General features: G+C 61.7%; 23 protein-coding genes. 4 read left to right on the top strand and 19 right to left on the bottom strand.

All coding sequences use genetic code 11. From position 1 onward, the window contains the following. Positions 1–48: 48 nt before the first annotated feature. The 4 genes from QOV41_RS04180 to QOV41_RS04165 all read right to left on the bottom strand — a co-directional run bounded on the left by QOV41_RS04180 (position 49) and on the right by QOV41_RS04165 (position 4297). Entirely contained in the window at positions 49–1272 is a 1224-nt protein-coding gene (locus QOV41_RS04180; protein ID WP_284579732.1) for an ABC transporter substrate-binding protein, read from the bottom strand. A gap of 40 nt (positions 1273–1312) precedes the next feature. After that, a complete protein-coding gene (locus QOV41_RS04175; protein WP_284581171.1) occupies positions 1313–2155 on the bottom strand; it encodes a carbohydrate ABC transporter permease in 843 nt (280 codons plus the stop codon). Positions 2156–2241: 86 nt separating this feature from the next. Further along, positions 2242–3129, bottom strand: coding sequence for a carbohydrate ABC transporter permease (locus QOV41_RS04170; RefSeq protein WP_284579731.1), 888 nt, complete (start codon positions 3127–3129; stop codon positions 2242–2244). A 13-nt stretch (positions 3130–3142) separates the two neighbouring features. After that, entirely contained in the window at positions 3143–4297 is a 1155-nt protein-coding gene (locus QOV41_RS04165) for a Gfo/Idh/MocA family protein (RefSeq protein ID WP_284579730.1), read from the bottom strand. A gap of 507 nt (positions 4298–4804) precedes the next feature. Between QOV41_RS04165 and QOV41_RS04160 the strand changes: the two genes are divergently transcribed. Continuing rightward, entirely contained in the window at positions 4805–6238 is a 1434-nt protein-coding gene (locus QOV41_RS04160) for a M81 family metallopeptidase (RefSeq protein WP_284579729.1), read from the top strand. A gap of 3 nt (positions 6239–6241) precedes the next feature. Here the strand turns inward: QOV41_RS04160 and QOV41_RS04155 are convergent, their stop codons facing one another. Then, entirely contained in the window at positions 6242–6646 is a 405-nt protein-coding gene (locus QOV41_RS04155; protein ID WP_284579728.1) for a hypothetical protein, read from the bottom strand. Positions 6647–6656: 10 nt separating this feature from the next. Continuing rightward, positions 6657–7481 (bottom strand): TIGR02587 family membrane protein, encoded by an 825-nt coding sequence (locus QOV41_RS04150; protein WP_284579727.1) that lies wholly within the window; start codon positions 7479–7481, stop codon positions 6657–6659. Between the two features lie 380 nt (positions 7482–7861). On the opposite strand from QOV41_RS04150, the gene QOV41_RS04145 reads away from it, so the two are divergent. Further along, a complete protein-coding gene (locus tag QOV41_RS04145) occupies positions 7862–8605 on the top strand; it encodes a Crp/Fnr family transcriptional regulator (protein ID WP_284579726.1) in 744 nt (247 codons plus the stop codon). A gap of 27 nt (positions 8606–8632) precedes the next feature. Here QOV41_RS04145 and QOV41_RS04140 read toward each other — a convergent pair whose 3' ends face one another. The 7 genes from QOV41_RS04140 to xth form a co-directional block, all read right to left on the bottom strand. Continuing rightward, a complete protein-coding gene (locus QOV41_RS04140) occupies positions 8633–9121 on the bottom strand; it encodes a response regulator (RefSeq protein WP_284579725.1) in 489 nt (162 codons plus the stop codon). A gap of 199 nt (positions 9122–9320) precedes the next feature. After that, on the bottom strand, positions 9321–10280 hold the full coding sequence (locus tag QOV41_RS04135) for a TIGR03885 family FMN-dependent LLM class oxidoreductase (protein ID WP_284579724.1): 960 nt from the start codon (positions 10278–10280) through the stop codon (positions 9321–9323). Further along, positions 10277–10882, bottom strand: a complete 606-nt coding sequence (locus QOV41_RS04130; RefSeq protein ID WP_284579723.1) for a cysteine hydrolase family protein — start codon at positions 10880–10882, stop codon at positions 10277–10279. The genes QOV41_RS04135 and QOV41_RS04130 overlap by 4 nt, the downstream gene beginning before the upstream one ends. A 9-nt stretch (positions 10883–10891) precedes the next feature. Continuing rightward, complete coding sequence (locus QOV41_RS04125) at positions 10892–11251, bottom strand: hypothetical protein (RefSeq protein WP_284579722.1); 360 nt, start codon at positions 11249–11251, stop codon at positions 10892–10894. 51 nt (positions 11252–11302) lie between these two features. After that, positions 11303–11536, bottom strand: coding sequence for a DUF6894 family protein (locus QOV41_RS04120; protein ID WP_284579721.1), 234 nt, complete (start codon positions 11534–11536; stop codon positions 11303–11305). A gap of 5 nt (positions 11537–11541) precedes the next feature. Continuing rightward, entirely contained in the window at positions 11542–12294 is a 753-nt protein-coding gene (locus QOV41_RS04115; protein ID WP_284579720.1) for a Crp/Fnr family transcriptional regulator, read from the bottom strand. A 90-nt stretch (positions 12295–12384) separates the two neighbouring features. Beyond that, complete coding sequence (xth, locus tag QOV41_RS04110) at positions 12385–13158, bottom strand: exodeoxyribonuclease III (protein WP_284579719.1); 774 nt, start codon at positions 13156–13158, stop codon at positions 12385–12387. A 238-nt stretch (positions 13159–13396) separates the two neighbouring features. Here xth and treY point away from each other — a divergent pair, with 238 nt between their 5' ends. Continuing rightward, positions 13397–15850: a malto-oligosyltrehalose synthase gene (gene treY / locus QOV41_RS04105; RefSeq protein WP_284579718.1), complete on the top strand. Its 2454-nt coding sequence runs from the start codon at positions 13397–13399 to the stop codon at positions 15848–15850. Positions 15851–15943: 93 nt separating this feature from the next. Next, positions 15944–17872 (top strand): hybrid sensor histidine kinase/response regulator, encoded by a 1929-nt coding sequence (locus tag QOV41_RS04100; RefSeq protein ID WP_284579717.1) that lies wholly within the window; start codon positions 15944–15946, stop codon positions 17870–17872. Between the two features lie 33 nt (positions 17873–17905). Here QOV41_RS04100 and QOV41_RS04095 read toward each other — a convergent pair whose 3' ends face one another. The 6 genes from QOV41_RS04095 to QOV41_RS04070 form a co-directional block, all read right to left on the bottom strand. Further along, positions 17906–19189, bottom strand: a complete 1284-nt coding sequence (locus QOV41_RS04095) for a Gfo/Idh/MocA family oxidoreductase (protein ID WP_284579716.1) — start codon at positions 19187–19189, stop codon at positions 17906–17908. 82 nt (positions 19190–19271) lie between these two features. Next, positions 19272–20864 carry a glycoside hydrolase family 43 protein gene (locus QOV41_RS04090; protein WP_284579715.1) on the bottom strand — a complete coding sequence of 531 codons (1593 nt, stop codon included), beginning with the start codon at positions 20862–20864 and terminating at the stop codon, positions 19272–19274. A 36-nt stretch (positions 20865–20900) separates the two neighbouring features. Beyond that, complete coding sequence (locus QOV41_RS04085) at positions 20901–21968, bottom strand: ABC transporter ATP-binding protein (protein WP_284579714.1); 1068 nt, start codon at positions 21966–21968, stop codon at positions 20901–20903. 25 nt (positions 21969–21993) lie between these two features. After that, positions 21994–22896: a carbohydrate ABC transporter permease gene (locus QOV41_RS04080; RefSeq protein WP_284579712.1), complete on the bottom strand. Its 903-nt coding sequence runs from the start codon at positions 22894–22896 to the stop codon at positions 21994–21996. Positions 22897–22899: 3 nt separating this feature from the next. After that, complete coding sequence (locus QOV41_RS04075; RefSeq protein WP_284579711.1) at positions 22900–23793, bottom strand: carbohydrate ABC transporter permease; 894 nt, start codon at positions 23791–23793, stop codon at positions 22900–22902. A gap of 62 nt (positions 23794–23855) precedes the next feature. Beyond that, the gene (locus tag QOV41_RS04070; RefSeq protein ID WP_284579710.1) at positions 23856–25157 is read right to left on the bottom strand and encodes an ABC transporter substrate-binding protein; all 1302 of its coding nucleotides are present in this window, start codon (positions 25155–25157) and stop codon (positions 23856–23858) included. Between the last annotated feature and the right edge of the window lie 31 nt (positions 25158–25188).

Below are 25188 nucleotides of genomic sequence, written 5' to 3'. Positions count from 1 at the left end.
GAAGGACGCCGCCGCCCCGGAGGGGCGACGGCCAAGCCTGGGAGGGCTTTACTTGTACTGCTCGAGCTCGGCAGCAGCCTGTTCGAGGGCAGCTTCAGGCTCGGCCTGACCGGTGACGACCGACTGGACCATCTCGATCATGACGTTCTGCAGGCCGATATAGTCGGTGAACAGCGGCTCTGGGCCACCATGCTCGATGCCGTCGATCAGCGGCGCCCATTCGGGGTTCTCCGAGACGAACTGCTCGACTTCTTCAGAAGGACGGAGCGGCGTGAGGCCGTTTTCCTGCTCGTAGGGCCACTGGTACTCAGGCTGAGTGAGGAATTTGGCGAATTCGATCGCCTTGTCCTCGTAGCCGGTGCCCTTGAACACGACCAGCGAGTCGGTGATCAACAGCGTGCCGGGACCTTCAGCGCTCGGGCCCTGCGGGAGCGGAGCGACCCCCCAGTTCATGCCGGCCTCTTCGGCAAGGTTGCCGGCGCTGGCCATAGCCTCGATCATGGCGACACCGCCATCGAGCCAGATGGCACGCACTTCGTTCTGCTCGTAGGCAGTCGGGCCTTCTTCGCCATAAGGAACAATGTCCCGCAGCGCGGTCAGCGCCTCGAGGTTCTCGGGCGAGTTGAGCACGATGTTGCCATCCGCGTCGATCACCTGACCATTGTTCGAATACACCCAGTGCAGGAACTGGTGCATGGTGTTGTCCATGGTCTTGGCGACAACGCCATAGCCGGCAGCATCAGTATTTTCCGTGATCTGCTTGGCAAAAGCGATCTTTTCTTCCCAGGTCTTGGGTGGGGTGTCGGGGTCAAGGCCGGCCTCTTCGTAGAGGTCCTTGTTCCAGTACAGCGCCTTGGTGGAGAAGGCGACCGGGACACCCCACTGCGTCCCTTCGAAGGTCACGGTCTCGGGCACATAGTTATGGTAAGAAGCCTGCTCTTCTTCCGTCATCGGGATTTCAACGATGAGGTCGTTGAGCGCGTACTGCTTGACGGTGCGTGAGCCGACATAGGCCAGGCCTACCGGGTCGCCGGCAATGGCAAGCTGGGTGGCGCGGTCCTGGCACTGGGCCCAACCAACGAGTTGCACGTCGACGGGATAGTCGGGATTGGCTTCTTCCCAGTCGGCGATCGCACGCTCCTGGCTGGGGAAAATCTGGTCGCCGCAGAGGATGAAGCTGATGGTCTCAGCCTGGGCCGCGGTGGTGGCGAGCGCAGTGGAGCCCGAAAGCGCCACCAGCGAGGCCACGAGGAATTTCGATGTATGCTTCAAAGTTAGTCTCCCTTGTTGTGCAGGCCTGGAGGCCCGCTCCCTATTGCTTCACGGCACCGGCGGTGAGACCGGCGACGAGATAGCGCTGCAGGAACACGATGACGATCATGACCGGCAGGATTCCGACAAAACTTGCCGCCATGAGCTCATTCCAGAGCACTTCCTGGCGGCCGAAGAAGGCAAAGAGGCCAACCGGCAGCGGCATAAATTCCTGCCGCGAATTGAAGGTCAGCGCGAAGATGAACTGCTGCGCATAGGCCCCGATAAAGGTCATGATGGCGACCACCACAACGCCGGGCATGGCTAGCGGCAGGATGACCCGGCGCAGGGTATAAAGGCGACTGGCGCCGTCCACCCAGGCAGCCTCGTCCAGCTCGCGCGGGATGCGGGCCATATAGGTGCGCAACAGCCAGATCGAGGACGGGATCAGAAAAGCAATGCCCGGCACGATCATCGCCCAGTAGGAATTAAGGAGCCCCATGGCGCGCATCAGCCGGTAGAGCGGTATCAGCAACACCGCACCTGAGAACATGTTTACCGCCAGGAACCCACCCAAGAGCAAGCCTGAACCAGTGAACTGGAAGCGGGCGAAGGCATAGGCTGCCGGCACCACGATAGCGATCACCGCCAGGGTAACGATTGCCGAGATGAAGAGCGAATTGAAGATGTAGCGCCCCAACCCTTCCACGGTGGTCCACATGGTAAAATAGGCTGTGAAGGAGCCGTTCTGGGGGATGAAATTGTAGGGCGTGGAGAAGAGCTGGCTCAGCGGCTTTAGCGATACCATGAAGCCTTCGACGAACGGCGCCAGCACGAAGACCATGAACAGCGCGATGCCGGCATAAAGCCCCACCAACTCATACCATCTGTACCGGTCGATCATCGCGACGACGGCGCGGCTGCGGCGCTTGGGGCGGACCAGCGCATTGCTGTCGACGGCGGCAACTTCGGTGGTGCGGGCGACGTCGCTCATTTGGCTTCTCCTTGCGCGAGCTTCCGCACAGCCCGGAAATAGACCACGCAGAAGAGCGAGACGAAGATGCAGATCACCACGGCACGGGCCGCGCCCTCGCCATAGCGATAGGAGCCGATGGCGGTCTTATAGGTGTCGATGATCATGGTGGTGGTAGAGCCGGAGGGGCCGCCCTGGGTCAGGATCCAGATGATATCGAAGGAATTGAAGGTCGAGATCAGCGACAAAAGGCTCATGGTGAGGATCGCCGGCACCATCATGGGCAGAGTGATGCGGCGGAAGCGGTAGAAACGACCGGCACCGTCGGTCCAGGCGGCCTCGTAGAGGTCCTTGGGAATGGATTGCATGGCAGCCAGGAAGTAGATCGTGACCATGGGCACGCCGATCCACACGTCCGTGACGATGGTGGCCCAGAATGCCGTGTTGCCATAGGCCAGGAACGGAAAGGGACCGCTGAGGATGCCGAAGTTCTGCAACAGGCCCGAGATCATCCCGAACTGGCCGTTATACATCCAGCCCCACATAAAAATGCCAATCGCCATCGGCACAATCCAGGGCGGCATGGTGAGGATGCGGAACAGGGCCTGGCCGGGAATGGCGGCATTGAGCAGCACGGCGCCGAACATGCCGATGACCATCTTCATGCTGACCGAAAAGAAGGTCCACACAAAGGTGCGGATGATCACCTCGGTGAAGTTGCCAGCGCCGAAGATGCGCTCGTAATTGGCCCAGCCGACGAAGTCATAGGCTGGCCGCATCGCGGCATTCGTAAAGCTCAGAACGATGGTATCAAACAGCGGATAGGCAACGATCGCCAGGATGTAGATCAGTGCCGGGGCCAGCAGGGCCAGAGCGAAATAGGTTGCGCCACGGGTGCTGGTCATCGGCTGATCTCCCCTAACCCACTCGCCCGAGCGCGGTATCGAATTCGCGCCAGATCGGCGTCATATCGACGACCGATCGGGTGCGCATGGCCTGATCCATGCTGAGCGCCAAAAGACCCGCCTCCAAGGCATCGGTCACCGATACGGGCAGCGGCGCCCCATCCGTCATATGCTTGAGGATGTCCTCGGCCATCTGCTCGTCAGCGCCGTAGTGCACTGACATATCGCTGGCCTGGTAAGTCTTGTCGGCGAGACGCTCGGAGGTGCGGGCGTCGGTGAGGCGGAGGAAATTGCGGACGAAATCGCCTTCAGCCATGCCCTTGGCTCCCATAACGGCGAAGCGCCGGAAATCGTCGGGCACGTTGAGATTGGTATGGAAGCTCAGCGCCGCCCCATTTTCATACTGCACCATCGCAGTCTGGAAATCGATGATGTCGCCATCGCTGTCGAACACCTTTTCGGTACCCATCCAGCCCGTGGGCTTACGGTGATAGACTTCCTGGTCGTTGATGCCGGTGGAGGCAGGGGCATTCTCGGGCACGAAACTGCGCCGACCACCGAAACTGGCGACATATTGGGGGCGGCAACCCATGACGCCATTATAAAGATCGAGGTCGTGGCAGCACTTTTCGAGCATGAAACTGCCTGAATAGCGCGCGTAGCGACGCCAATCGCGCATAAAGAAAGCGCCGTGATAGGGCGGAATATGCTCGGATGCCTCGATGGAGGTGATATCGCCGAGGACCCCATCAGCCTGGGCCTTGCGCAGATCGACATAAAGTGGAGCGTAGCGCAGCACGAGGCCGACCATGAGACTGTCGGAGCCGTATTGGGCGATGAGGCCCGCTAGGGCCATGGTGTCGTCGACACTGGTGACGACCGGCTTTTCGGTGAAAATCTTGAGGCCGCGCTCAAGCCCAATGCGGATGTGTTCGAGGTGGAGATGGTTGGGAGACCCCACCATCAGCAAGTCCAGCTTTTCGCTATCGAGCATAGCTTCAAGTGTATCGAACTGCTTGCCGACGTCGATATCGTGTTCGGCCGTGTAAGGCAGACCCGCGGGCGCTGGATCAACATAGCCTGCGATCGAAAAATCATCCTGCGCCGCGCTGAATACACGCGCCAGGTAACCAAGACGATAGCCGAGGCCGATGATGCCTACCCGCATTTTGCCGTTCTAACCCTGTTTTGGCGCCAATCTCTTCTGGATTGGTCGTGAAAACTGTAAACTATTTTCAAGACTAGGATCGTTCCGAGAACCATGTCAACATGAATTCGTCATGAAGACAATACCAATTTAGACCACCCTGTGAGCTTGCCCAAAGAGGCAGCTCCACGCCTGAAATCTGGGCGTATTGCAGCACCGCAGCAGCAAATCAGGTGTGGACAATCCCGTGTCGACGCGGCAGCATGCTTAAATTGGTATGCGCACCATCCCAGATGGGCAGGCACCCTGCCCATGCCTTGGTGAAAATTTGAAACATCCCCATCAGAAACTGGTTTGTCCGCGGCCATGAAGATGAACGAATTCTGAACGGCGTAGTCGATGCGATGAACAACGTGATCTCCTCTTTCGGAGCGAAGCGCACGCAAAGCTGCTGCTCTGTCCCCAGTTGCCTGCCTTGAGCCCCTAATCACCTGCCGAACCCGACACCCACGCTCCCGGAGTACTCTGATGCGCATCGCCGTCGCCGGGCTGCATACTGAATGCAGCACCTACAATCCCGTCATTGCCCGCGAAGCTGATTTCCGCGTGCTGCGCGGACCGGCCATGCTCAAGGACGACTATTTCAACTTTCTCACCCACTTTCCGGCCGAGTTCATCACCATTCTCCATGCGCGGGCGATAGCCGGTGGGCCGGTCGATGCCGAACTTTATGCGCGCTGGAAGGGTGAAATTCTTGAAGGGTTGCGGGCGGCGCTGCCACTGGACGGCGTCTATCTAGCCATGCACGGCGCCATGTTTGTCGACGGCATGTTCGACGCCGAAGGTGTCTTCATATCGGCAGTGCGGGAGACCGTTGGACCAGATGTGGTGATCGCCGCCAGCTACGACCTCCATGGCAATGTCAGCCAGCGCATCGTTGACAATCTCGATATCTTCTCGACCTATCGCACGGCCCCGCACATCGATGTGCCCGACACCATGCGCCGCGCGGTGACCATGCTCGTGCGCGCTTTGCGCACCGGCGAGCGGCCGGCTATTGCTTGGGCGCCTGTGCCGGTGCTGCTGCCGGGGGAACGCACCAGCACCCAGGATGAGCCGGCCCGCAGCTTTTACGCGCAACTGGGTGCCGTTGAGGACCCCGCAGGCATTTGGGACGCCTCGTTCCAGGTGGGCTATGTCTGGGCCGACGAGCCCCGCGCCACCGCCGGCGCAGTGATCACCGGGACCAACCGGGAGGCGATGGCAGCAGCGGCCAGCCAATTGGCAGAAGGCTATTGGGATATCCGCGAACAGTTCGTCTTTGGCACCAAGACCGGCAGCATTGCCGAATGTGTCGAGTGGGCCTTGGCTGCAGAAACCAACCCGGTCGTGCTCGCTGAATCGGGCGACAATCCCACCGGTGGTGGCGTGGGCGATCGGGCGGAGGTGCTCGCGGCCTTGATGGCTCGAGACGCGCAGGGTGTCGTCTTTGCCGGTATTGCCGATAGACCCGCGACCGAGGTGGCCTATGCGGCCGGAGTGGGAGAGACCGTGCGCCTGCGCATCGGGGCAACGCTGGATGCGTCGAGCACACCCGTCGAGACCAAGGCCGAAGTCATCTTCCTGCTCAAGACCGACAATCCCCTGCTGCACGAAGCGGTCGTGCGCATCGGCGGCATTGACCTCGTGCTGACCGCGCGCCGCCGGCCATTCCATAACATCGCCGATTTTACCAGGCTGGGGCTTGATCCGCGCACCGCGCGCATCGTTGTCGTCAAATCGGGCTATCTCTCGCCCGAGCTTGGACCTATCGCCAATCCCAGCCTGATGGCGCTTTCCCCTGGCGTCGTCGACCAGTTCGTCGAACGCATCAGCAATCGCCACCGCAGCGGAAGGCACTATCCGTTTGACAAGCACTTCGATTGGTCACCCCAGGTCTTCTGGTCCCGTCGAGCCGGCTAGCCGTCAGGGTTCTGCGAAGCCGAGGATGCGCACCTCCACCTGGTCGGGAGCGACAGCCTCGGGGAAGACCAAGGTCACTTCCTGGGTCGAGTGTGCCGGGCTGTAGTCCAGCACCGCCCGGGCACGGAGCGGCCCGGCTATGCCCTCGATCTCGACCGAGGCGGCAGTTGCCCGCCCATCATTGCGCACCTCGACCACGGCATAACCATCCCGATCCTCATTGACCGACATCACCTGTGCACGCAGCACCGGCTCGCCGCCGGACTGGGTAATAGCATCGAGCACAAGCGAGCCAACGAGCAGGAGCACCAGCACCGAGGACACTGCTGCAATCACCCATTGAAGCTTCGTCGCCCGATCGGCGGGCGATTGCGGCTCGTTCTGCTGTTTGGTTTTTTCTTCGGCCACGCGCGATAACTCACAAGATCAGGCGGGCTGCCGCAGCGCCCACGGCCGCAGGAAAGGCGAGAACGACGCTGATGGCGAGCGCCATGTCGAACCCAACGCCATCGAAGCGACCAAAGGTCCACAGCACATAGACCGAGGTCAGCAGTGCAACCACATAGCCCACAACGGTGAAGCGCAGAAAGACGCTCCACCACGGCGTCTCCTGCGGAATGGGCGTGCTACCCTTGAACTCGCTGGCAAAAACAAAGCCATGCATAACCAGTAAGGACAACGGGGGCAGCAACAGCGTTTGCACCGGGTCCATGCGGTAGGCAATCAAAACCATTTCTTCCGTCGGTGCCACATTGAGACTGAGAAACAGCGCGCCCACCACCATGACGACAAGTTCACCGGGATAGGTTTCCCCATGACCGCCAGCGCTGTCGCGCCCCAATTGGCTCCGCCCCAACAGGGCACCGAGTGCACCGGGCACCGCCTGCAGAGCAATCTTGCCGACGATCTCCGAGCGCGGCATGCCCGCGTCGATAATGCCAAAGAGCCAGAGCACCGCTGCACTTACCACCGCGCCAACCCCAAGCGCTGTAGCGACATCACGAAGATCTTCCTTCCAACCCCAGGTCGCTTCGAACCCCGAGTAGTGGGAGAGAAACATCAGCATGGGGAGGCTCAGGGCGAGCAGGAGAAGTAGGCGCCACCGATCCATGGCAAAACCGAACTCCCACATCTCCATGGTCATCAGCATGGGCAAGGTGAAGACCAGCGCCCCGCCCAAGGCGCGGCCGAGACCAACCCAGACGGGTCGCAAGGACTGCTTTTCTGCTGCGGCCTGTGCCATGATGTCTCCATGCCTCTTCAGCTAACCAATTGTACATAGGGCGCTTCTCGCGGCCAGCGCGCATATTCAGTGCGGCTTAACCTATGTGAATGGTCCACTCCCGCGAACTGCCTAATGAGACCAGGGGGCCGGAGACGAATTATGAACCTGGTGCATCGGAATTCCACACGCACACTTCACTGCAGGAAAGTAGCTGCTGAAGGGCCGTCAGTTACCGAACTGCATTTTTGCGAAAAACCTTGCTCCAGCGGGACGCTGTTGGCCTGCCTTCCCGATTTGCTAACGAACTGACTCCCCTTTGCTGCGTTCTCCTCTTTCAAAGGGGAGGCGAAACTCTTGTGGTGAACTCCATATCTGCCGAGTTATCGAACAGACCGACAATGGAAAAGGACAGAGTCGACCCGCTGCTGCTGCGGCTAGGTGGCTATGTCGCGATGGGAGCGGAGGAGAGCGAAGCCCTCAGCCGAGCCGTGCGCCGTAGCCCCGCCATTCAGCCATATGAAGAAATTCTCGGAGACGGCAGCCGCGATGTTTGCGTGCTGCAATCGGGCCTCGCCTGCCAGTTCAAACTGCTCGGCAATGGTCGTCGGCAGATAACCGGACTGTTGGTACCCGGTGACATCCTCGACTTTGGCTTCCTGACGGGCACGGGTCCACAGGGGCATTTCATGACCCTGTGCCGTAGCGACGTTGGTCGTATTCCTATCCAGAGTTTTACCGCCTTGTGCGAACAGCATCCGCGCATCATGCAGGCTGTGCTGCGCGCCTCGGCGGTGCATGCGGCGATCGGCCAGGAGCGCGTGCTGAGCCTTGGGCTGCGCACCGCGCTCGAGCGCGTCGCCCATCTTCTGTGCGAGATGTACCACCGGCTCGATGCTGTCGGCCTCGTTAGCGGCCGCACCACCTACGATTTTCGCATCACCCAGGCAGAAATGGGCGAAGCACTCGGCCTCTCCACGGTGCACATCAACCGCACCCTCCAGGCGCTGCGCCGGAGCGGCTACATCACCATGCGCAACGGCAAGGTAACCATCGAGAACATGGATGGGCTCTGCGCTGAGGGCAATTTTGACCCCGCCTATCTCGCCAATATTACTATAGGCTCGCAGGCGCGCCCCAACTGAAGGGACGCAGCTTTCCTGCCGCCTACCCTATGTGTGGGCCTGGCGCATGGCACGGGTTGCGGCCCGCATCAATCGGTCATCAAGACTGCCGTCTGGAATCATCGCCTGGGCCATAACGGCGGGACGCGGTGTCGGGTCGGTCTGCTCGATATGGGTCAGCGACCGCACCAGATGAACCAGATCGGTCCGTTCAAACGGCTTGCTGATGTGAGGCGCGCCCTGATGGCGCGCGGGGATGCCGTCATCACCGACCCCCGTGGCAAAGACGAACGGAATGCCGCGGCCGGTGAGTTCGTCGGCGACCTCGAAGACATCGGTGCCATGCAGGCGAATATCGAGTACCGCGCCATCGACGCCCCGGCGACCAAGCAGACTCAGCGCGTAAAAGGGTGTCGGCGCCGGGCCCAGCACAGTGGCGCCGAGCTCGCGCAGATCGCGACAGATGTCGGTGGCCAGAAGGTAGTCGTCTTCGACCACCAGAATGCGTTTGCCGCTAAGGTCGATATCTGTGTGCATGTCACCCCCCGTTAAGGGCCCCGCGCCCCTATCCACCAACACGTAAACGCCACAAGAGGCTGAGGCGTTGCGCTTGGTCAGGCAGGCTCCCCCCGTGGCGGAGCATCGTCGCAGGGATTGCCCGCGGGGCAATCAAGAGCCGGGAAGGCAGGCACCGGCACTGGGCGAATATGCCCGCGCGTTCCGCCCTCGGCAAGCGCTATCGCAGTTGCGGCAAGACCTGAGCGCCAAAGGCATCTAGGAAGGCGGCCTGGTTGCGGCCCACGCAATGGAGATGGATGGCGGTGACGCCGAGCTCGGCCAGTTCGCCGATCCACTGCGCATGCTGGCTCAAATCGGCCGAGACTTTGACGCAGCGCCCGATATTGTCGGCATTGGCGAGCTTGCCCACCGTGTCGAAATCGCGCGGCCGGCGGAGGTCCCAATTGACGTCGCCGCCGGCGATCAATGGCCCCCATTGGTCGATGGCCGAGGCCAGCGCCGCCGCCTCGGTGGTGTCCCAAGAGAGCGTGTGCTGCACATGGATGGGCTTGCCCTCGCCGCCGTGGGCGCGGAAGGCCCCAACCACCTCGCGCACCTTGTCGCTTTCCCCGCCCAGCGTCAGAAGCCCATCGGCCCAACCGGCGCAGAACTTGGCTGTGGCGGGAGTCACTGCTGAGCCAAAAATCGGCACCGGATTGGCCGGAAGCGAATAGAGTTTCGCCTCGACCACGGTGACGCGGCCGCGATGGGTGACCGTCTCGCCGGCAAAAAGGGCTCGGAAGATCTCGACACATTCGGCGAGGATCGCATTGCGCTCGGCCTTTTCGGGCCAGACCTGGCCAGTGATGGTTTCGTTGAGCGCCTCGCCCGTGCCCAGCGCCAGCCAAAACCGCTTGGGGAACATTTCCCCGATGGTGGCGGCAGCCTGCGCCAGGATGGCCGGATGGTAGCGATAGCCTGGGGCGGCGATACTGCCGAAGGGAAAGCTTGTGGCCTGCATGGCGGCGCCCAGCCAGGACCAGGCAAAACCCGAATGGCCCTGCCGTTCGCTCCAGGGGTGGATGTGGTCGGAGGACTTGGCGCAATCAAAGCCCGCCTGTTCGGCGGCGACGGCCAGCCGCACCAGTTCACTGGGCGGGAACTGCTCGTGCGAGGCGTGATAGCCGATCTGGGTCATTCGGACGTGACTTTCCAATCGTTGAGGAGCTGTTCGGTGGAGCAGGTGAAGAGCTGCGTGCCGAAGCGGCTCTGATAGACGGTCAGCACGGCGTCATGGGTCTGGTCGGCCGAACCGAAGACAGCGTCGGTCGGCACCACCACGCGATAGCCAAGGTCGATGGCGCCCATTACCGCAGCCAAGACGCAGACATCGGTTTCCCCGCCGGTGATGATGAGCGTATCGACGCTGGCACGGGCCAACATCGGGTGCAGCTCGCCGGTGAGCCAGGGCGAATATATGGGCTTGTCGAGCACCCGGGCGGGTGGCGCAAAGCGGGCTAGGCTGGGCACAAGGTCGATGAGGTCGGGCGCGAGGCGCTCACGTGTCATGCTGCGCCAGTGCTCGTAATAGCCGCGCCAGGCGCCGGTAGCACTTTCCGGATCCTGGGGCGGAATAAAGCGGGTGAAGATGGTACGTTCGGGGTGGCGCGCGACAATGGCCTCGACCGCCGGCAGCACGCCCTTAAGCCAGGGGGCATGCCACTCCGTCGCCTCGGCAAACATGGACTGCATGTCGACGCAGAGATGTACCGCGCGGTTTCCGGTCAATTCATTGGTCACGGGGGGAGCCTATGCGTCGCGGTTTTCTTCGATACCCTTGGCGAGGGTAAAGGCTTCGTCGTCAGAGACATCGGTGTTGTCGACGCGGCCGATCGGCTCTTCTCCGGTCAGCATGCCCCAGCGGGGGTCCCAGAGATCGGGGCTCTGCAGGGTGACGACCACTTCGCGTAAGCCGTGCAACTGGCGGGCGGCTTCGGCGGCGTCGAGCGCTTCGGGCACGCTGGGATAGTCTGCCTCATCGGCATCCACATCGCCCTTGGAGGGCCACCAGACCGCCGCCAGAAGCGAGCCATCGCCGTGGCGCTCGATCCCGACGGTCACGCTGTCGGGAAGATCGGCACCGATGGGTACCTGGCGGTAATTGGGCATGGCAGAACTCCTTCGGGCAGACAAATCCGTCGCGCTGGAGTTTTGTTCCCGCTATTGCGGACGCTGGGTGGTGAGCGTAACCGAAAGCAGCACCGGGCCGTCATCCCCATCCCGAATAGATACGGCGACCCCGTGCCCATCTGGCTCCCGCAGCGCATCGCGGACCATATCTGCCAAGGCGCGTCGCGCCTCAGTGATCGCAGTTTCCATATCCGGTAGTTCTATCCCCAAGTCGTCCTTGAACACGCCCTCGCCGTCGTGCACATCGAAATAGTAGCGCGGCATTTGTGTTAACGCGGCTCCCGAACCAGGTGGAGATAGCGGTCGTCAAATTCGCCGAGATGACGCAGTCCATCCCAATCGAGAACTTCGATCTGCGTTCCCTCCCAGCTAACTAGGTTACGCTGCCGCAATTCCTGGAGAACGCGGTTGACATGGACGGTCGAGAGGCCCAGCGCGTCCGCCAGCGCAGCCTGCGTCATTGGGAAAGAGAATGTCAGCGCATCGGCCAGACCATTGGTCTTGAGGCGGACATACATCTCGCAAATGAGATGGGCTGTCCGGCTCACTGCGGAGAGGCGCCCCAGCCCTACGATCCACTCGCGCTGACTGGCAGCATCAAGCAGGGTGTGGAGCCACAAGAGTCTGGTCAGGTGTGAATAGCTCTCGGTCAGCCGGGCCAAATTTTCGTGCGGATAGGTGTAGATGCGCACACCATTCACTGCCGCGAGGGAGTGATCCATCTCCTTGAGGAGGAAACTCTGCAGGTCGATGAAGTCACCCGGAATGTGGATGGCCAGGATCTGCCGCTGCCCTTGAGCGACAACGCGATAGCGGATGGCAAAGCCCGAGACCAGCAACATGCTCCGCTGTGGCCGCTCGCCTTCGCGCACGATATCGTCTCCACCGCTGAATTTCAGCTCCTGCCGGGCCGCGGCGACCAGGGCCCGCTTCTCTTCCTCACTGAGGGCATCACGCGCCTCCAGCTTGTTGAAGAAGGGCTGCAGAACCCCATAGAGCTCGTCGGCCGCAGTGCCGTTCATTCGGTTACCCCCTTGTTGCGCAGTTGATCACGCGTGATGCTCAATGGGCAGAGGATCCAATAGTTGCGAGCACGGGCATGGGCAGACGCGCTAGCCGGTCAGTTCGATCCAGACCGGCGCGTGATCGCTAGTTTTCTCCATAGCACGGGCGGACCGATCCACTCCGGCAGCAGTCAGCCGTGGTGCCAACGAGGGGCTGAGGAGCAGATGGTCGATACGCAGACCGGCATCTCGGCTGAACGCATTCCGGAAGTAGTCCCAGAAGGTATAGATCGTCTCGTCAGGGTGAAGGTGGCGGAGCGCGTCGGTCCAGCCCTGCCCCACCAGGCTCGCAAAGGCGTCTCGAACCTCCGCGCGGAATAGCGCATCATTGGTCCAGCGTTCGGGCTTATAGACGTCCTTTTCAGTAGGCATGACGTTGTAGTCACCGGCCAGGACCACCGGGATTTCCGCGGCGATCAGCTCGGCTGCATAGTCGATTAGGCGCGCGAACCATGCCAGCTTGTACTCAAACTTGGGCGTATCGACCGGATTGCCATTGGGCAGATAGAGGCACCCCACAGCGACGCCTTGCACCACCGCCTCGATATAGCGCGACTGGACATCGTCCCGGTTGCCCGGCAGGCCGCGACGGGTTTCGGCTGGGGTGGATCCACGCGCCAGAATAGCCACGCCGTTCCAGCTTTTCTGGCCATGCCAAATGGCGCCATAACCGACCGCTTCCAAAGCAGCGGCCGGGAACTTCTCATCGGGGGCCTTCAACTCCTGCAGGCACACCACATCGGGTGCTGTGGCCTCGAGCCAGGCGAGCAGCACCGGCAGGCGGCCATTGATGCCGTTGACGTTGTAGGTGGCTACACGCATGCGAAGTCCGCGGAAAGACGTTACCAAGCTGCAATGGCGCAGCGAAGCTGCCAGTTCCGGCGCTGCAGCCAAGCTCGTGCGTTAAGCGGGAACGTGCACCTGCCTGGCCCCGTTTCGGTTGAACTGCGCCGAGGACCCCGATGCCCGCTGTGATACCCGCCCGAACTATTTGGATCGGTGTCACGCCTGTGGCCGGAGAACACCTGCTGCATTTCCGATCCAACAGAACCCAGAACCGATGACCAACATCAGCTTTCCCAGCGCCACCTACCGCCTGCAGCTCAACAAGGACTTCACCTTCGCTCATGCCGAGGCGCTGGTGCCCTATCTAGCGGAGCTGGGCGCGAGCCACGCCTATCTGTCGCCCATCCTGATGGCGCAACCGGGCAGCTCGCACGGCTATGACACGGTCGACCATACGCGGATCAATCCTGAGTTGGGAACGCTCGATGACTTCCGGCGCCTGGCCGAAACGCTGCGGCAAGCAGGGCTGGGCATCTTGCTCGACTTCGTGCCCAACCATATGGGCGTGGGCGGTTCGAGCAATGCGCAGTGGCTCGATCTGCTGCGCAACGGGCGCGAGAGCAAGTACGCAGAGTTCTTCGATGTCGACTGGGATGCGCCGGGTGCTAATGGGAAGATCCTGGTGCCGTTTCTGGGCCTCACGGCCGCAGAAGGTATCGCCCAAGGGCAGATCCGGCTCAAGGCGGATGATGGCGATCTTGCTGTTTGGGCGCACGACACCCACAAGCTGCCGCTTCGGCCGGAAGATCAGGAGAAACTGCTGGGGGAGCACGGGTCACCCCAAAAAGCTGCCGAGGCGGTGACGGGCGGCGCGCTCGCTCAACTGATCGAGCGCCAGCACTGGCGGGTTGCGCACTATCTCGCTGCTGCCGACGAGATCAACTATCGGCGCTTCTTCATTAATTCCGAACTGGGCGGCATCCGCATTGAGCGGCCCGAGGTGTTCGACCATGCGCACCAGCTGATCTTTCAGCTAATCGAGGAAGGTCTCGTGGAAGGTCTGCGCATCGATCACATCGATGGGCTGCGCGATCCCAAGGCCTATGTCGAGGAACTGGTCGCAAAAAGCCCCCGGCCCATTTATCTCCTGGTCGAGAAAATCCTCGCCCCCGACGAGACCATCAGGAGCGATTGGCCCGTCCATGGCACGACCGGCTACGAGTTCGGCGCCATGCTGACGCGCGTGCTGACCAATCCCGATGGGGAAATGCCGTTGAGCCAAACCTATGCACGCTTCACCGGCAATATCACCTCGCCCCAGGAAGAGGCCTATCGCTGCAAATTGCGGGTGATGGACCGCGAACTCGCCGCTGAGCTCGCGGCCTTGAGCCGCCGTGTTGCCGGGCTTGCCCAGTCTGTGCCCGCCACGCGAGATCTGACCGAGCACACCCTGCGCAGGGCACTGCGCGAGATCATTGGCTGGATGAGCGTCTACCGCACCTACATGGATGATGGCGCCCGCGCCGCGTATGATCGCACCGAACTTACCCGCGCGATTGCCGATGCACGAAAGGCGGAGCCCAGCATTTGGCCCATGGCCTTCGATTTTCTCGATCAGCTGCTGCTTGGCGAACTCGATGAAGCCTACGACGGCAGCCAGATCGGGGAGATCATCGCTCGCTTCCAGCAATATTCCGGCCCGGTGATGGCCAAAGGGCTGGAGGACACCGCTCTTTACCGCCACAACCGCATGGTGGCGCTTAACGAGGTCGGTGCCCATCCCGAACAGTTCCATGTTGGCATTGCCGACTTCCACGCCGCCAACCAGCGCCGTCTAGAGGACGAGCCCTATGCCATGCTCGCCACCTCGACGCATGACACCAAACGTGGCGAGGATACCCGCGCCCGCATTGCCGCCATCGCGGAGCGGCCTGATGTATGGACCGCTGCGGTGGACCGGTGGCGCAATCTGCTGCTGCCCAGCGCCGACACTATTGACAGCAATGACCTTTATCTCTTCTTCCAGTTACTCCTGGGCGGCTGGCCTGCCGACAATGGGGGCATGCTGCCCCAGGATCGCCGCCAACAGATGATCGAGCGGCTGCAGGCTGCTATGATGAAATCGGTGCGTGAGGCGCGAGTGCACAGCGACTGGACCGTGCAAAACCCGGATTACGAGGATGCCCTCAACCGGTTCATTGCCGAAGCGCTCGGCAGTAACGCCTTCCTCGAGGACTTCCGGCAGGTGGAGGCGGAGTTGGCCCCCATTGGCTGGCGCTTGGGTCTTGCCCAGGCCGTTCTCAAGCTCACCGTGCCCGGCGTGCCCGACATCTATCGGGGTGCCGAAGATTGGGAGCAGAGCTTTGTGGATCCGGACAATCGCCGGCCGGTGAACTTTTCTGCGCTCGAGCAGCGGCTTGGAAAGCTCCGCGATGGCGCAGAGGCAAACCGCATCGACGCCAAGCTCGACGTCACCCGGCGCTTGCTGAGCCTGCGCAATCAGGCTCCCGACCTGTTCCAGGGCAGCTACCAACCGCTCGAGCTCGGGGAGGACATCCTGGCCTTCCGCCGTCAGCACGCGGGCGCGACGCTACTGGTGGCGGTGAGCCTTGACCGCTCGGCACCGGACTGGCCGCTGCCACCGCTAGATCTGCCTGGCCATGCCCGCGATGTGCTCGCCAATTCCAGCCTTGAGCGGAGCGGGATCGCTGTTTATCACTGGTCTTGATGCGTTACGTGCACCATTGCTGCACTGACGCAGCAGAATTGCTGGAACCATAAGAATCAGCGTGCGTTGCTGCGCGTGCGACCCGGGGAGTGCATGTCACAGGCAATGATGCAGATGCCGCAGACCGATCACTATCGGCTGCTGCTCGACTCCATCACCGACTACGGCATTTACATGCTGTCGGTGGATGGCCGCGTGTCCAGCTGGAACGTGGGCGCCGAGCGCCTCAAGGGCTACCGGCAAGACGAAATCATCGGCCAGCATTTCTCGCGTTTCTATACCCCCGAAGATCTCGCGACCGGGCTTCCGGCGCGAGCCTTACGCACCGCAGCAAGCGTGGGACGTTTCGAAAGCGAAGGCTGGCGGCTGCGCAAAGACGGCACGCGCTTTTGGGCCAACGCCATCATCGATGCGATCAAGGACGAGCAGGGCGAGCTGATCGGCTTTGCCAAGATCACCCGGGACCTTACCGAGCGGCGCATGGCCGATCAGGCGCTGGCAGAGTCGCGCGACATGTTCCGGCGCCTGGTCCAAGGCGTTACCGATTACGCGCTCTATATGCTCAGCCCCGAAGGGATCGTCACCAACTGGAATTCCGGCGCCGAGCGCATCAAGGGTTACCATCCCGACGAGATCGTTGGTGAGTTCTTCGGCCGCTTCTATACGCCCGAGGAACTGGCGGCCGGCGTGCCGCAACAGGCGCTTGAAACCGCCCGCACCGTCGGCCGCTACGAGCGGGAGGGCTGGCGCGTCCGCAAGGACGGCACGCGCTTTCTGGCCCATGTGATCATTGATGCGATCCGCGACGACGACGGCACCCTGCTCGGTTTTGCCAAGATCACCCGCGACATTACCGAGCGCGCCGAGACCCAGCGCAAGCTCGAGGATGCGCGCGAGCAATTGCTGCAGGCCCAGAAGATGGAAGCCATCGGCCAACTGACCGGCGGCGTGGCGCACGACTTCAACAACCTTCTGATGGCAGTGCTCAGTAGCCTTGAATTGCTGCGCAAGCGCATGCCGCAGGATGAGCATATGCTGCGCCTGCTCGACAACGCCCGGCGGGGCGCCGAGCGTGGGGCGTCACTGACGCGCAGCATGCTGGCCTTTGCCCGGCGGCAGGAACTTGCTGTGGGTCCGCTCGATGTCAGCGACCTTATCGGCTCCATGGAGGAACTGCTGAGCGGCTCGGTTGGTGCCGATATTGAAGTGCAGATGCAGTTCGCGCCAGACCTGCCCCTGGCTTTGTCTGACGCCAACCAGATCGCGGCGGCCGTACTGAACCTGGCGGTTAATGCCAGGGATGCCATGCCCGACGGTGGCACGCTGACCATTGCCGCCGATGAGCAGGTGCTGAGCCGACCCAATGCTGACCTGCCGGCGGGTCGCTATGTGCGCCTCTCGGTGGCCGATACGGGTGAAGGCATGGACGCCGAGACCCTGTCGCACGCCACCGAACCTTTTTTCACCACCAAGGGGGTGGGCAAGGGGACGGGGCTGGGGCTTTCCATGGTTCACGGCATCGCCCACCAGTCGGGTGGACAATTCGTGCTCCACAGCACACTTGGACAGGGCACCACCGCTGAGATCTGGCTGCCACAGGCAGAAACCGATGTCCCCGCTGCCCCGCAAACGGTCGACGAGGCGCCGACCGTCGACAGCATCGCCGAGCGCCCACTGCGGGTTCTCGCCGTTGACGACGACGCGCTGGTGTTGATGAACACCGCCTCCATGCTCGAGGATCTGGGGCATGAGGTGGTCGAGGCCAATTCTGGAGCCGAGGCGCTAGCGCGCCTGGGTGAGGGATCGTTCGACCTGGTGGTCACCGATCACGCCATGCCGCGCATGACCGGTCTACAATTGGCCACCGCCATTCGCGAACGCTGGCCGGGTACGCCCATCCTGATCGCCACGGGATATGCCGAACTGCCCGATTCCAGCGGCTATCAGCCGCCGCGGCTGGCCAAGCCGTTTGCGCAGGCCGATCTCGAAGCGGCCGTGCTCGGCGCCCTCCAGAAGGGCTAAGGCGCCGCGCTCATGCGCGACGCCTGGAAAGCATCAGAACTGGACGATGGTCTTGACGTCCACCGGCAAGCCAGTCTGGAACGAGCGGTTGGCCGCAATGCCGGTCAGGATCGACATGGCCCCATCGCGATAGTCGGCTCGATAGGGGCTGTTGGGATCCTGCTCTTCAGCGAAGATATCGCGCAACATGATGTTGTCGCCACCGCCATGCGAACCCTCGGCGCGCTGGATCGGCACCTCGCGGGCCTCGCCATGGAGCGGGAAGTGATAGAGGCGGATCCCTTCGGCCGCGCCCTCCTGGTCGGCCGACTGGCCGGCATTGATATAGGAGGTTTCGCGCACCATCAGCTCAATGCGGCCCTTGGAGCCGTTGAAGCTCACATTGAAGCCTTCCCAGGGCGCATAGGCATGCAGGGCATAGGTCATCACCGCCTTGTTGCGGTAGCGCACCATGACCGACATGGTGTCCTCGATGGAGATGCCGTCGCCAAAGACGTTCTGGTCGCGCTGGTATCCGTCTTCCTGTTCAGCGTCCCAATAGAGACCCTTCTGGACGTCATTGCTCGTGAGATCGATGGCGAAGGGGTCGTTCTTGGCCGCTTCGACGCCGGTGGTGCGGGTATACGGCGTAAAGACGCCCCGCTCCTCGGCATTGGCGCGGCCGTAAAAGCGCAGATCGCCCATGGCAAAGACGGTATCAGGCTGCGTGCCCAGCCAGAAATTGACGAGGTCGAAATGGTGGGTGGATTTGTGGACCATTAGGCCACCGCTATTGCGCTTGTCACGATGCCAGCGGCGGAAATAATCGGCGCCATGCTTGGTGTCGAGCAGCCACTCGAAATGCACCGAGAATACCTGCCCGATGGCGCCCGAGGCGATGAGCTCGCGCACCGCTGAATTGTGCGGGGCATAGCGATAATTGAAGGTGACACGCACCTCGCGGCCGGTACGCTTCACCGCGTCGATGATCTCCTGGCACTTTTCAGCGTCGGTGGTCATCGGCTTTTCAGTGATGACGTCGCAACCCGCTTCCAGCGCCGCGATGATGTAGCGGTGATGCGTGCGATCGACCGAGGTGACGATCACCACATCGGCCTGGCTGTCCTTGATCATCTGATCGAAGGCGTCCGCCTTGTAGGTCGGCACGGTGGTGCTGTTGAATTCCTCGGTCAGAACCTTGTTGGTATAGTCCATGCGCACCTGATTGGTGTCGCAGAGCGCCACGAGTTCGGCATGATTATGGTGCGGCCCAAGGATCGCTCCATAGAACATGCGGGCGCGGCTGCCCGTCCCCACCAAAGCGTATTTCCTGCGCATTTTCGTCTCTCTCCCTTAGGTCGTCCGGGTGATCTCGCACCCCGACGCAATGGTCCCATATAGATTTGCTTTGTCGTGGCCGTCAGCCCCGACGATAGGTGAACTCGAGAAAATCGGCCGGGCGGCCCTTGCCGTTGAGGTCCTGCGCCGCCATGCCGACAAAGGTGCCGGTAAAGCTGCCCCCGCCGACGGCGACGCTGGCTTCGTCCGACAGGATCGAGCCATCCAGCTCCGGGCCGATCTTGATGACGTCGTCTGAACTGCCGAGGCTATAAAAGAACTGCAGACGCGCGTTCTGCATGCGCAGCGCCAAGTGCACCGGCCCCGCATTGGGGATGCTAATCGGGTCGGATAGATATTTGAGGTGCCCGCCGCGATTGTCGGCCATAGCGCCCTTGAGCAGCAGCTCGCGCTGCCCGTCAGAATGGGCTGAGACGTGGAGATACACGAAGGCGTGCCGGCCGTAATAGATGGTAAGGCCCGCCATCTCGCGCTCATTGCGCGGCGAAAATTCGAGCGTGGTCGTAACCTCGATGTCGAAGTCCGTCTGCCGGCGCGCCACCAAAGCCTGCTCGAACCAGGACCCGATGGATTGCCGTCCAAACAGGCGCAGGGCGCCCGGGCGCTCGGTCAGCGAAAAGATGCGCTCCGGCACCGGCGTCCGGAGCCACTGGAAGTCACTGGGCAGCGGCGCATCGGCCGAAAAGCGGTAGACGGTCTCCCCCGGCTGCGGCTCAGGCGTGCCGGGCACCTCCGTCTCCATCGCCGGCAGTGGTCCATCCACCACATAGAGCCAGTCGTCATCGCGCCACTCGCAGCGCTGGATGGAGGTCTCGCGCCCTAGGATCGATCGGTGCTTCTGTGTGACCGGGCGGCTCATCAAATGGACGAGATAGGGCACCCCGTCAGGCGTCTCGGCGATATCACCATGTCCTGCTCGCTGCATGGGATGGAGCGGCTCGTCCTTGGTCGTGAGGATGTGTTGGTCCGGGTGCAGTTCATAAGGGCCGAGGAGGTTGCGCGAGCGCGCCAGCGTGCAGGCATGGCCGAAGCCGGTCCCCCCTTCGGCGGTCAGCAGATAGTACCAGCCATTGCGCTTATAGAGGTGGGGACCCTCGACCAACCCGAGATCGGTGCCCTGGAAGATGTTGTGCTCCTCGCCGACCAACTCGCCGGTTGCGGGATCGTATTCCTGCAGCGCGATGCCGGCAAAGATGTTGGGCCGCCCGCGATGATCCCAGATCATGTTGAGGAGGTATTTCTTACCATCGTCTTCGTGGAAGAGCGCTGGGTCGAACCCCGTGGCATTGAGATAGACGGGCTCCGACCATGGGCCCGTGATGGCAGGCGCGGTGGTGACGTAGTTGAAGACGTCCTTATAGGAGCCCTGCTGGCGCTTGACGTCGGTATAAACCAGCCAGAACTGGCCATCGGCATAGGTCAGGTCCGGCGCCCAGATGCCACCGCTATCTGGGTCACCGCGCATATCGAGCAGGCTCGGCCGGTCAAGCGGCCGCGTCACCAGCTTCCAGTTCGCCAAATCCCTGGAGTGGTGGATCTGCACCCCCGGATACCATTCGAAGGTGGAGGTGGCGATAAAGTAGTCCTCGCCCACCCGCACGATGGAGGGATCGGGGTTGAACCCGGGCAGGATCGGGTTGGTGACCCGTGGCATGGCAAAGTCCTGAACTTGCAAAAGAGCGGGAAGACCTCAGGCGTGGGGACCGAGGCGCAAACCCTCTGCGTTGAAATAGTGCGCCTGCTCGGCCTTGATCGAGATGGTCACCGCCTCGCCATTGCGCGTCTTGTCCGTGCCGGACCCCTGCACGAGGACAGTCTGGCCGTTGGCGAGCTTGACGTAGATGAACACCTCGCTGCCCAGATATTCCACGAGCGTAACGGTGCCGGCGAGCGTAAGATCACCCTCCGTCCCCATGCTGATCTGCTCGGGCCGCACACCCACGCTGATCGGCCCATCGGCCGTGATGCCGGCGGGCAGCGGCAGCAGACCAAGACCGGGCAGATCGACGCTGCCGCCGCTAGCCTTGGCGTCGAGCATGTTCATCTTGGGCGACCCGATGAAGGTCGCGACGAACTTGTTGCGCGGGAAATTATAGAGCTCGAACGGCGTGCCGACCTGCTCGATATGGCCCTTGCTCAGCACCACGATACGCGTCGCCATGGTCATGGCTTCGGTCTGGTCGTGCGTCACATAGATCATGGTGGTGCCCAGCCGCTGGTAGAGCCCGGCCAGCTCCACGCGCATCTGCACGCGCAGTTCCGCATCGAGATTAGAGAGCGGCTCGTCGAACAGAAAGAGTTGCGGCTCGCGGACGATGGCGCGGCCGATGGCAACACGCTGCTTCTGGCCACCCGAGAGCTGGCGCGGCTTGCGCTCCATCAGTGGCTCGATCTGGAGGATGCGCGCGGCCTCGGTGACGCGGCGCTCGATCTCATCCTTGGGCATGCGCAGATTGGAGAGGCCAAATGCCAAGTTCTTGCGCACGCTCATATGGGGGTAGAGCGCGTAGGACTGGAACACCATGGAGAGGTTGCGCTGCGACGCCGGCAGATCATTGACCACCCGGTCGCCGATCGAAATTGTGCCGTCATCGATCTCCTCAAGGCCGGCAATCATGCGCAACAGGGTGGACTTGCCGCAGCCCGAAGGCCCAACCAGCACCAGGAACTCGCCCGATTGCACATCGAGGTCGATGCCGTGGATGACCGGCACATTGCCGTAGTTCTTCTTGACCTGACTGAGGGTGACTGAAGCCATTTGGTTTATCCTATGCAGCCAAGCCTTACTTCATCCCGCTCATGGCGATGCCACGAATGATGAAGCGCTGGAAAACGACGAAGAAGAGAATAATGGGCAGGATCGAGAGCACCGACATGGCGAACATCTGGCCATATTCGGACACCGAATCCTGGCTGAGGAACATGCGCAGCGCCAAGGGGACCGTGTAGTCCTTGATGTCGTTGAGATAGACCAGTGGCCCCAGGAAGTCCTCCCACGTCCAGATGAACGAGAAGATGGCGGCCGTGGTCATGGCGGGCAGTGACAATGGCAGGATGATTGCCCAATAGATCTTGAAGGGCGAGCAGCCATCGATCATCGCCGCCTCGTCCAGTTCGCGCGGCAATTGCCGGAAGAACTGGATCATGAGGAAAATGAAGAAAGCATCCGTAGCCAGGAACCGTGGCACCACCAGCGGCAGATAGGTATTGACCCAGCCCAGCTGCAGGAAGGTCAGGTATTGCGGGATGAGGACCACATGGTAGGGGATCATCAGCGTCATCATCATCAGCGCGAACCAGATGTTCTTGCCGTTGAACTCAAGCCGGGCGAACGCATAGGCGGCAAAGGAACAGGACAGCACGTTGCCGATCACCGAGAGCACGGTGACCACGCCCGAATTCCAGAAGAACTGAGTGAAGCTGACCGAAAGAGCGTTCCAGCCCTCCGAATAGTTGGACCATTGCGGATCGGTGGGGATCAGGCCGAGATCGCCGAAGATCTGGTTGTCGGGCTTGAGCGAACTCGCGATCATCCAGAGCAGCGGATAAATCATGATGAACGAGGCGGCGATCAGGAAGATGTGCTTGAGGATCGCCGAGCGCCGGTTGCGGCTGGCGCGCCGGGCGCGCAATTCGGCGGCAACGGCGACCGGGGCGACGATCTGGGTCGAGCTTGCGTCGGTCATGGCCTAGCCCCTCTCGTTCTCATAGTGGACCCAATATTTCGAGGTCCAGAAGGCGATGGCGGTGAACGCCGCGATGATCACGAGCAGCACCCAGCCCAGCGCCGAGGCATAGCCCATGCGGAAGAACGAGAAGGCTTCGTTGAAGAGGTACACCGTGAAGAACAGCAAGCTATCGAGCGGCGCCCCCGAGCCGCCCGAGATGATGAAGGCACCCGAGAAGCTCTTGAAGGCCTCGATCATCTGGAGCACCAGATTAAAGAAGATGACCGGCGCCAGCAGCGGCACGGTGATGGCGAAGAATTTGCGCATGGGCGACGCCGCATCGATCTCGGCCGCCTCGTAGAGGTCCTGCGGAATGGCGCGGAGTCCCGCGAGGAAGATCAGCATGGGCGAGCCGAACTGCCAAACCGCCAGCACGACAAGGGTCCATAGCGAATAGCGTGGATCAGACAGCCAATAGGGCCCGTCGCCACCAAAAAAGCGCAGCACCGAGTTGATGACGCCGTTATAGTCAAAGAGCTGACGCCAGAGGATGGCGACTGCAATAGAGCCGCCCAGAATGGATGGCAGATAAAAGAGCGCACGATACCAGCCCACCGCGCGAATACCCTTGTCGAGCAGCATGGCCACGGCCAGCGCGAAGGCGAGCTTGAGCGGCACTGAGACCACCACGAAGGTGAAGGTCACCTGCAGCGATTTCCAGAACCGGTAGTCGAATTCGAACATGTATTGGTAGTTTTCAAGCCCAATCCACTCGGGGGGCTGAACCACGTCATACTCGGTGAAAGAGAGATAGAGCGACGCCAGGATCGGAAAGATCGACAGCAGGAAAAAGCCTACCAGCCAGGGGGCGAGAAAGACATAGGCCGGGGCGTTCTTGCGCAAGAACTTTTCCATCGGCAGCGCTCCAGAAGACATTTGGAATTGCCGCCGGGCCGGAGCCCGGCGGCGTGAGTTGATTAGCTGGCGCGGCGCAGGATGGCCTCCGCCTGGCGGATGAAGTCGGCAGCGGCATCGGGAATGCTCTGCTGCTCGAGCAGCACGCCGACGGCGATGCGCTCAAAGGTCTGTTCGACTTCATTGGCACCGCTCGGCTGGGGCGGATGCAGCTCCATGGTCTTGCCCTGGATGTTGTCGAAGAACTCGACAGAAGTTGCCGCGGCGCCTTCCAACGTCGGCTGCAGCATTTCGCGGACCTGGGAATTGGCCGGGATGCCACGCTCGAGACCCAGGGCCGCCGTCATGTCCATGTCGTTGACGAACGCGTTCATGTAGGTGACGGTGGCTTCCGCATCCACGGTATCGCGGCTGAGGCAGATGAACTGGCTTGGCTGGATGATTGAGCCGGGGATCATCTCGGGCAGGTTCGGATACATGGCCGCGCCGAGCTCGTCCTCCATGAGCGCCTGCACGCCCACCAGTTGGTTGGACCAGAGATAGGTGGTGGCCGAGTCACCGGTGACCACGCCCATGCGGCTGAGCTCCGACACTGCTGCAAGGCCTGCTGAATGCTGCGCTGGCGGGGTGGCGCCGGCGTCGCGGATATCCTTCCAGATCGTCCAGTACTGCTCCACCATCTCCTGGGTGGGGCCGTATTCGCCCTCGGCCGTGTAGAGCTCGCCGCCAGCCTGGGCGGCGAAGTCTGAGAAGTTCTGGTAGTCGGCAGTGTTATCGTCGGTGCCGGCCACGCCAGTGGCTTCCTTGATGGCCACGCCGATGCGCTTCACATCGTCATAGGTCCAGCCATAGGGGTCGAAATCTTCGCCAGGAACGATGCCGGCTTCCTCGTAGAGGCGCTTGTTATACATCGCCATGTGCGAATTGGCGCCGATCGAGAGAGCGTAGAGCTTGCCATCCACAGTGCCGGCGTCGATGGCGCTCTGGTCGATATGGGTGAGGTCGAGCTGGTTGCCGATATATTCATCGAGCGGCAGCAGGGCGCCACGCTCGATATATTCAAACATCACGCCATAACCCATCTGGATCGCATCGGGCATGTTGCCACCAGCGATCTGGGTGGTGAGACGGGTGAAATAGTCGGCAAAGCCAAGCGTCTCGCCAATCACCTCGATGTCTGGATGCTTTTCGTTGAAGATGCGGATGGCTTCCAGCGTGCGCTCATCGCGGTCCGGATTGCCCCACCAGAAGTGGCGAATGCGGGTTTCCTGCGCAAAGGCCGGACGGCCCATCGCGGTCAGGATGGCCGTGGAACCGGCAGCAGCGGCTGCCGTGCCAAGGAAAGAACGTCTCGTAAATCTCATAATAAACCTCCCGTTTGAGCTACGTACCTCA

Source organism: Devosia sp. RR2S18 (genome assembly GCF_030177755.1).
Classification (GTDB): Bacteria; Pseudomonadota; Alphaproteobacteria; order Rhizobiales; family Devosiaceae; genus Devosia; species Devosia rhizosphaerae.
This window is presented reverse-complemented; position numbering and strand designations above follow the sequence as displayed.

Excerpts from the sequence above, each read along its gene's own strand:
- QOV41_RS04175 (WP_284581171.1), bottom strand. The coding sequence starts at position 2,155 with ATGATCGACCGGTACAGATGGTATGAGTTGGTGGGGCTTTATGCCGGC.
- QOV41_RS04170 (WP_284579731.1), bottom strand. The coding sequence starts at position 3,129 with ATGACCAGCACCCGTGGCGCAACCTATTTCGCTCTGGCCCTGCTGGCC.
- QOV41_RS04165 (WP_284579730.1), bottom strand. The coding sequence starts at position 4,297 with ATGCGGGTAGGCATCATCGGCCTCGGCTATCGTCTTGGTTACCTGGCG.
- QOV41_RS04160 (WP_284579729.1), top strand. The coding sequence starts at position 4,805 with ATGCGCATCGCCGTCGCCGGGCTGCATACTGAATGCAGCACCTACAAT.
- QOV41_RS04150 (WP_284579727.1), bottom strand. The coding sequence starts at position 7,481 with ATGGCACAGGCCGCAGCAGAAAAGCAGTCCTTGCGACCCGTCTGGGTT.
- QOV41_RS04145 (WP_284579726.1), top strand. The coding sequence starts at position 7,862 with ATGGAAAAGGACAGAGTCGACCCGCTGCTGCTGCGGCTAGGTGGCTAT.
- QOV41_RS04140 (WP_284579725.1), bottom strand. The coding sequence starts at position 9,121 with ATGCACACAGATATCGACCTTAGCGGCAAACGCATTCTGGTGGTCGAA.
- QOV41_RS04135 (WP_284579724.1), bottom strand. The coding sequence starts at position 10,280 with ATGACCCAGATCGGCTATCACGCCTCGCACGAGCAGTTCCCGCCCAGT.
- QOV41_RS04125 (WP_284579722.1), bottom strand. The coding sequence starts at position 11,251 with ATGCCCAATTACCGCCAGGTACCCATCGGTGCCGATCTTCCCGACAGC.
- QOV41_RS04120 (WP_284579721.1), bottom strand. The coding sequence starts at position 11,536 with ATGCCGCGCTACTATTTCGATGTGCACGACGGCGAGGGCGTGTTCAAG.
- QOV41_RS04115 (WP_284579720.1), bottom strand. The coding sequence starts at position 12,294 with ATGAACGGCACTGCGGCCGACGAGCTCTATGGGGTTCTGCAGCCCTTC.
- xth (WP_284579719.1), bottom strand. The coding sequence starts at position 13,158 with ATGCGTGTAGCCACCTACAACGTCAACGGCATCAATGGCCGCCTGCCG.
- treY (WP_284579718.1), top strand. The coding sequence starts at position 13,397 with ATGACCAACATCAGCTTTCCCAGCGCCACCTACCGCCTGCAGCTCAAC.
- QOV41_RS04100 (WP_284579717.1), top strand. The coding sequence starts at position 15,944 with ATGTCACAGGCAATGATGCAGATGCCGCAGACCGATCACTATCGGCTG.
- QOV41_RS04095 (WP_284579716.1), bottom strand. The coding sequence starts at position 19,189 with ATGCGCAGGAAATACGCTTTGGTGGGGACGGGCAGCCGCGCCCGCATG.
- QOV41_RS04090 (WP_284579715.1), bottom strand. The coding sequence starts at position 20,864 with ATGCCACGGGTCACCAACCCGATCCTGCCCGGGTTCAACCCCGATCCC.
- QOV41_RS04085 (WP_284579714.1), bottom strand. The coding sequence starts at position 21,968 with ATGGCTTCAGTCACCCTCAGTCAGGTCAAGAAGAACTACGGCAATGTG.
- QOV41_RS04080 (WP_284579712.1), bottom strand. The coding sequence starts at position 22,896 with ATGACCGACGCAAGCTCGACCCAGATCGTCGCCCCGGTCGCCGTTGCC.
- QOV41_RS04075 (WP_284579711.1), bottom strand. The coding sequence starts at position 23,793 with ATGGAAAAGTTCTTGCGCAAGAACGCCCCGGCCTATGTCTTTCTCGCC.
- QOV41_RS04070 (WP_284579710.1), bottom strand. The coding sequence starts at position 25,157 with ATGAGATTTACGAGACGTTCTTTCCTTGGCACGGCAGCCGCTGCTGCC.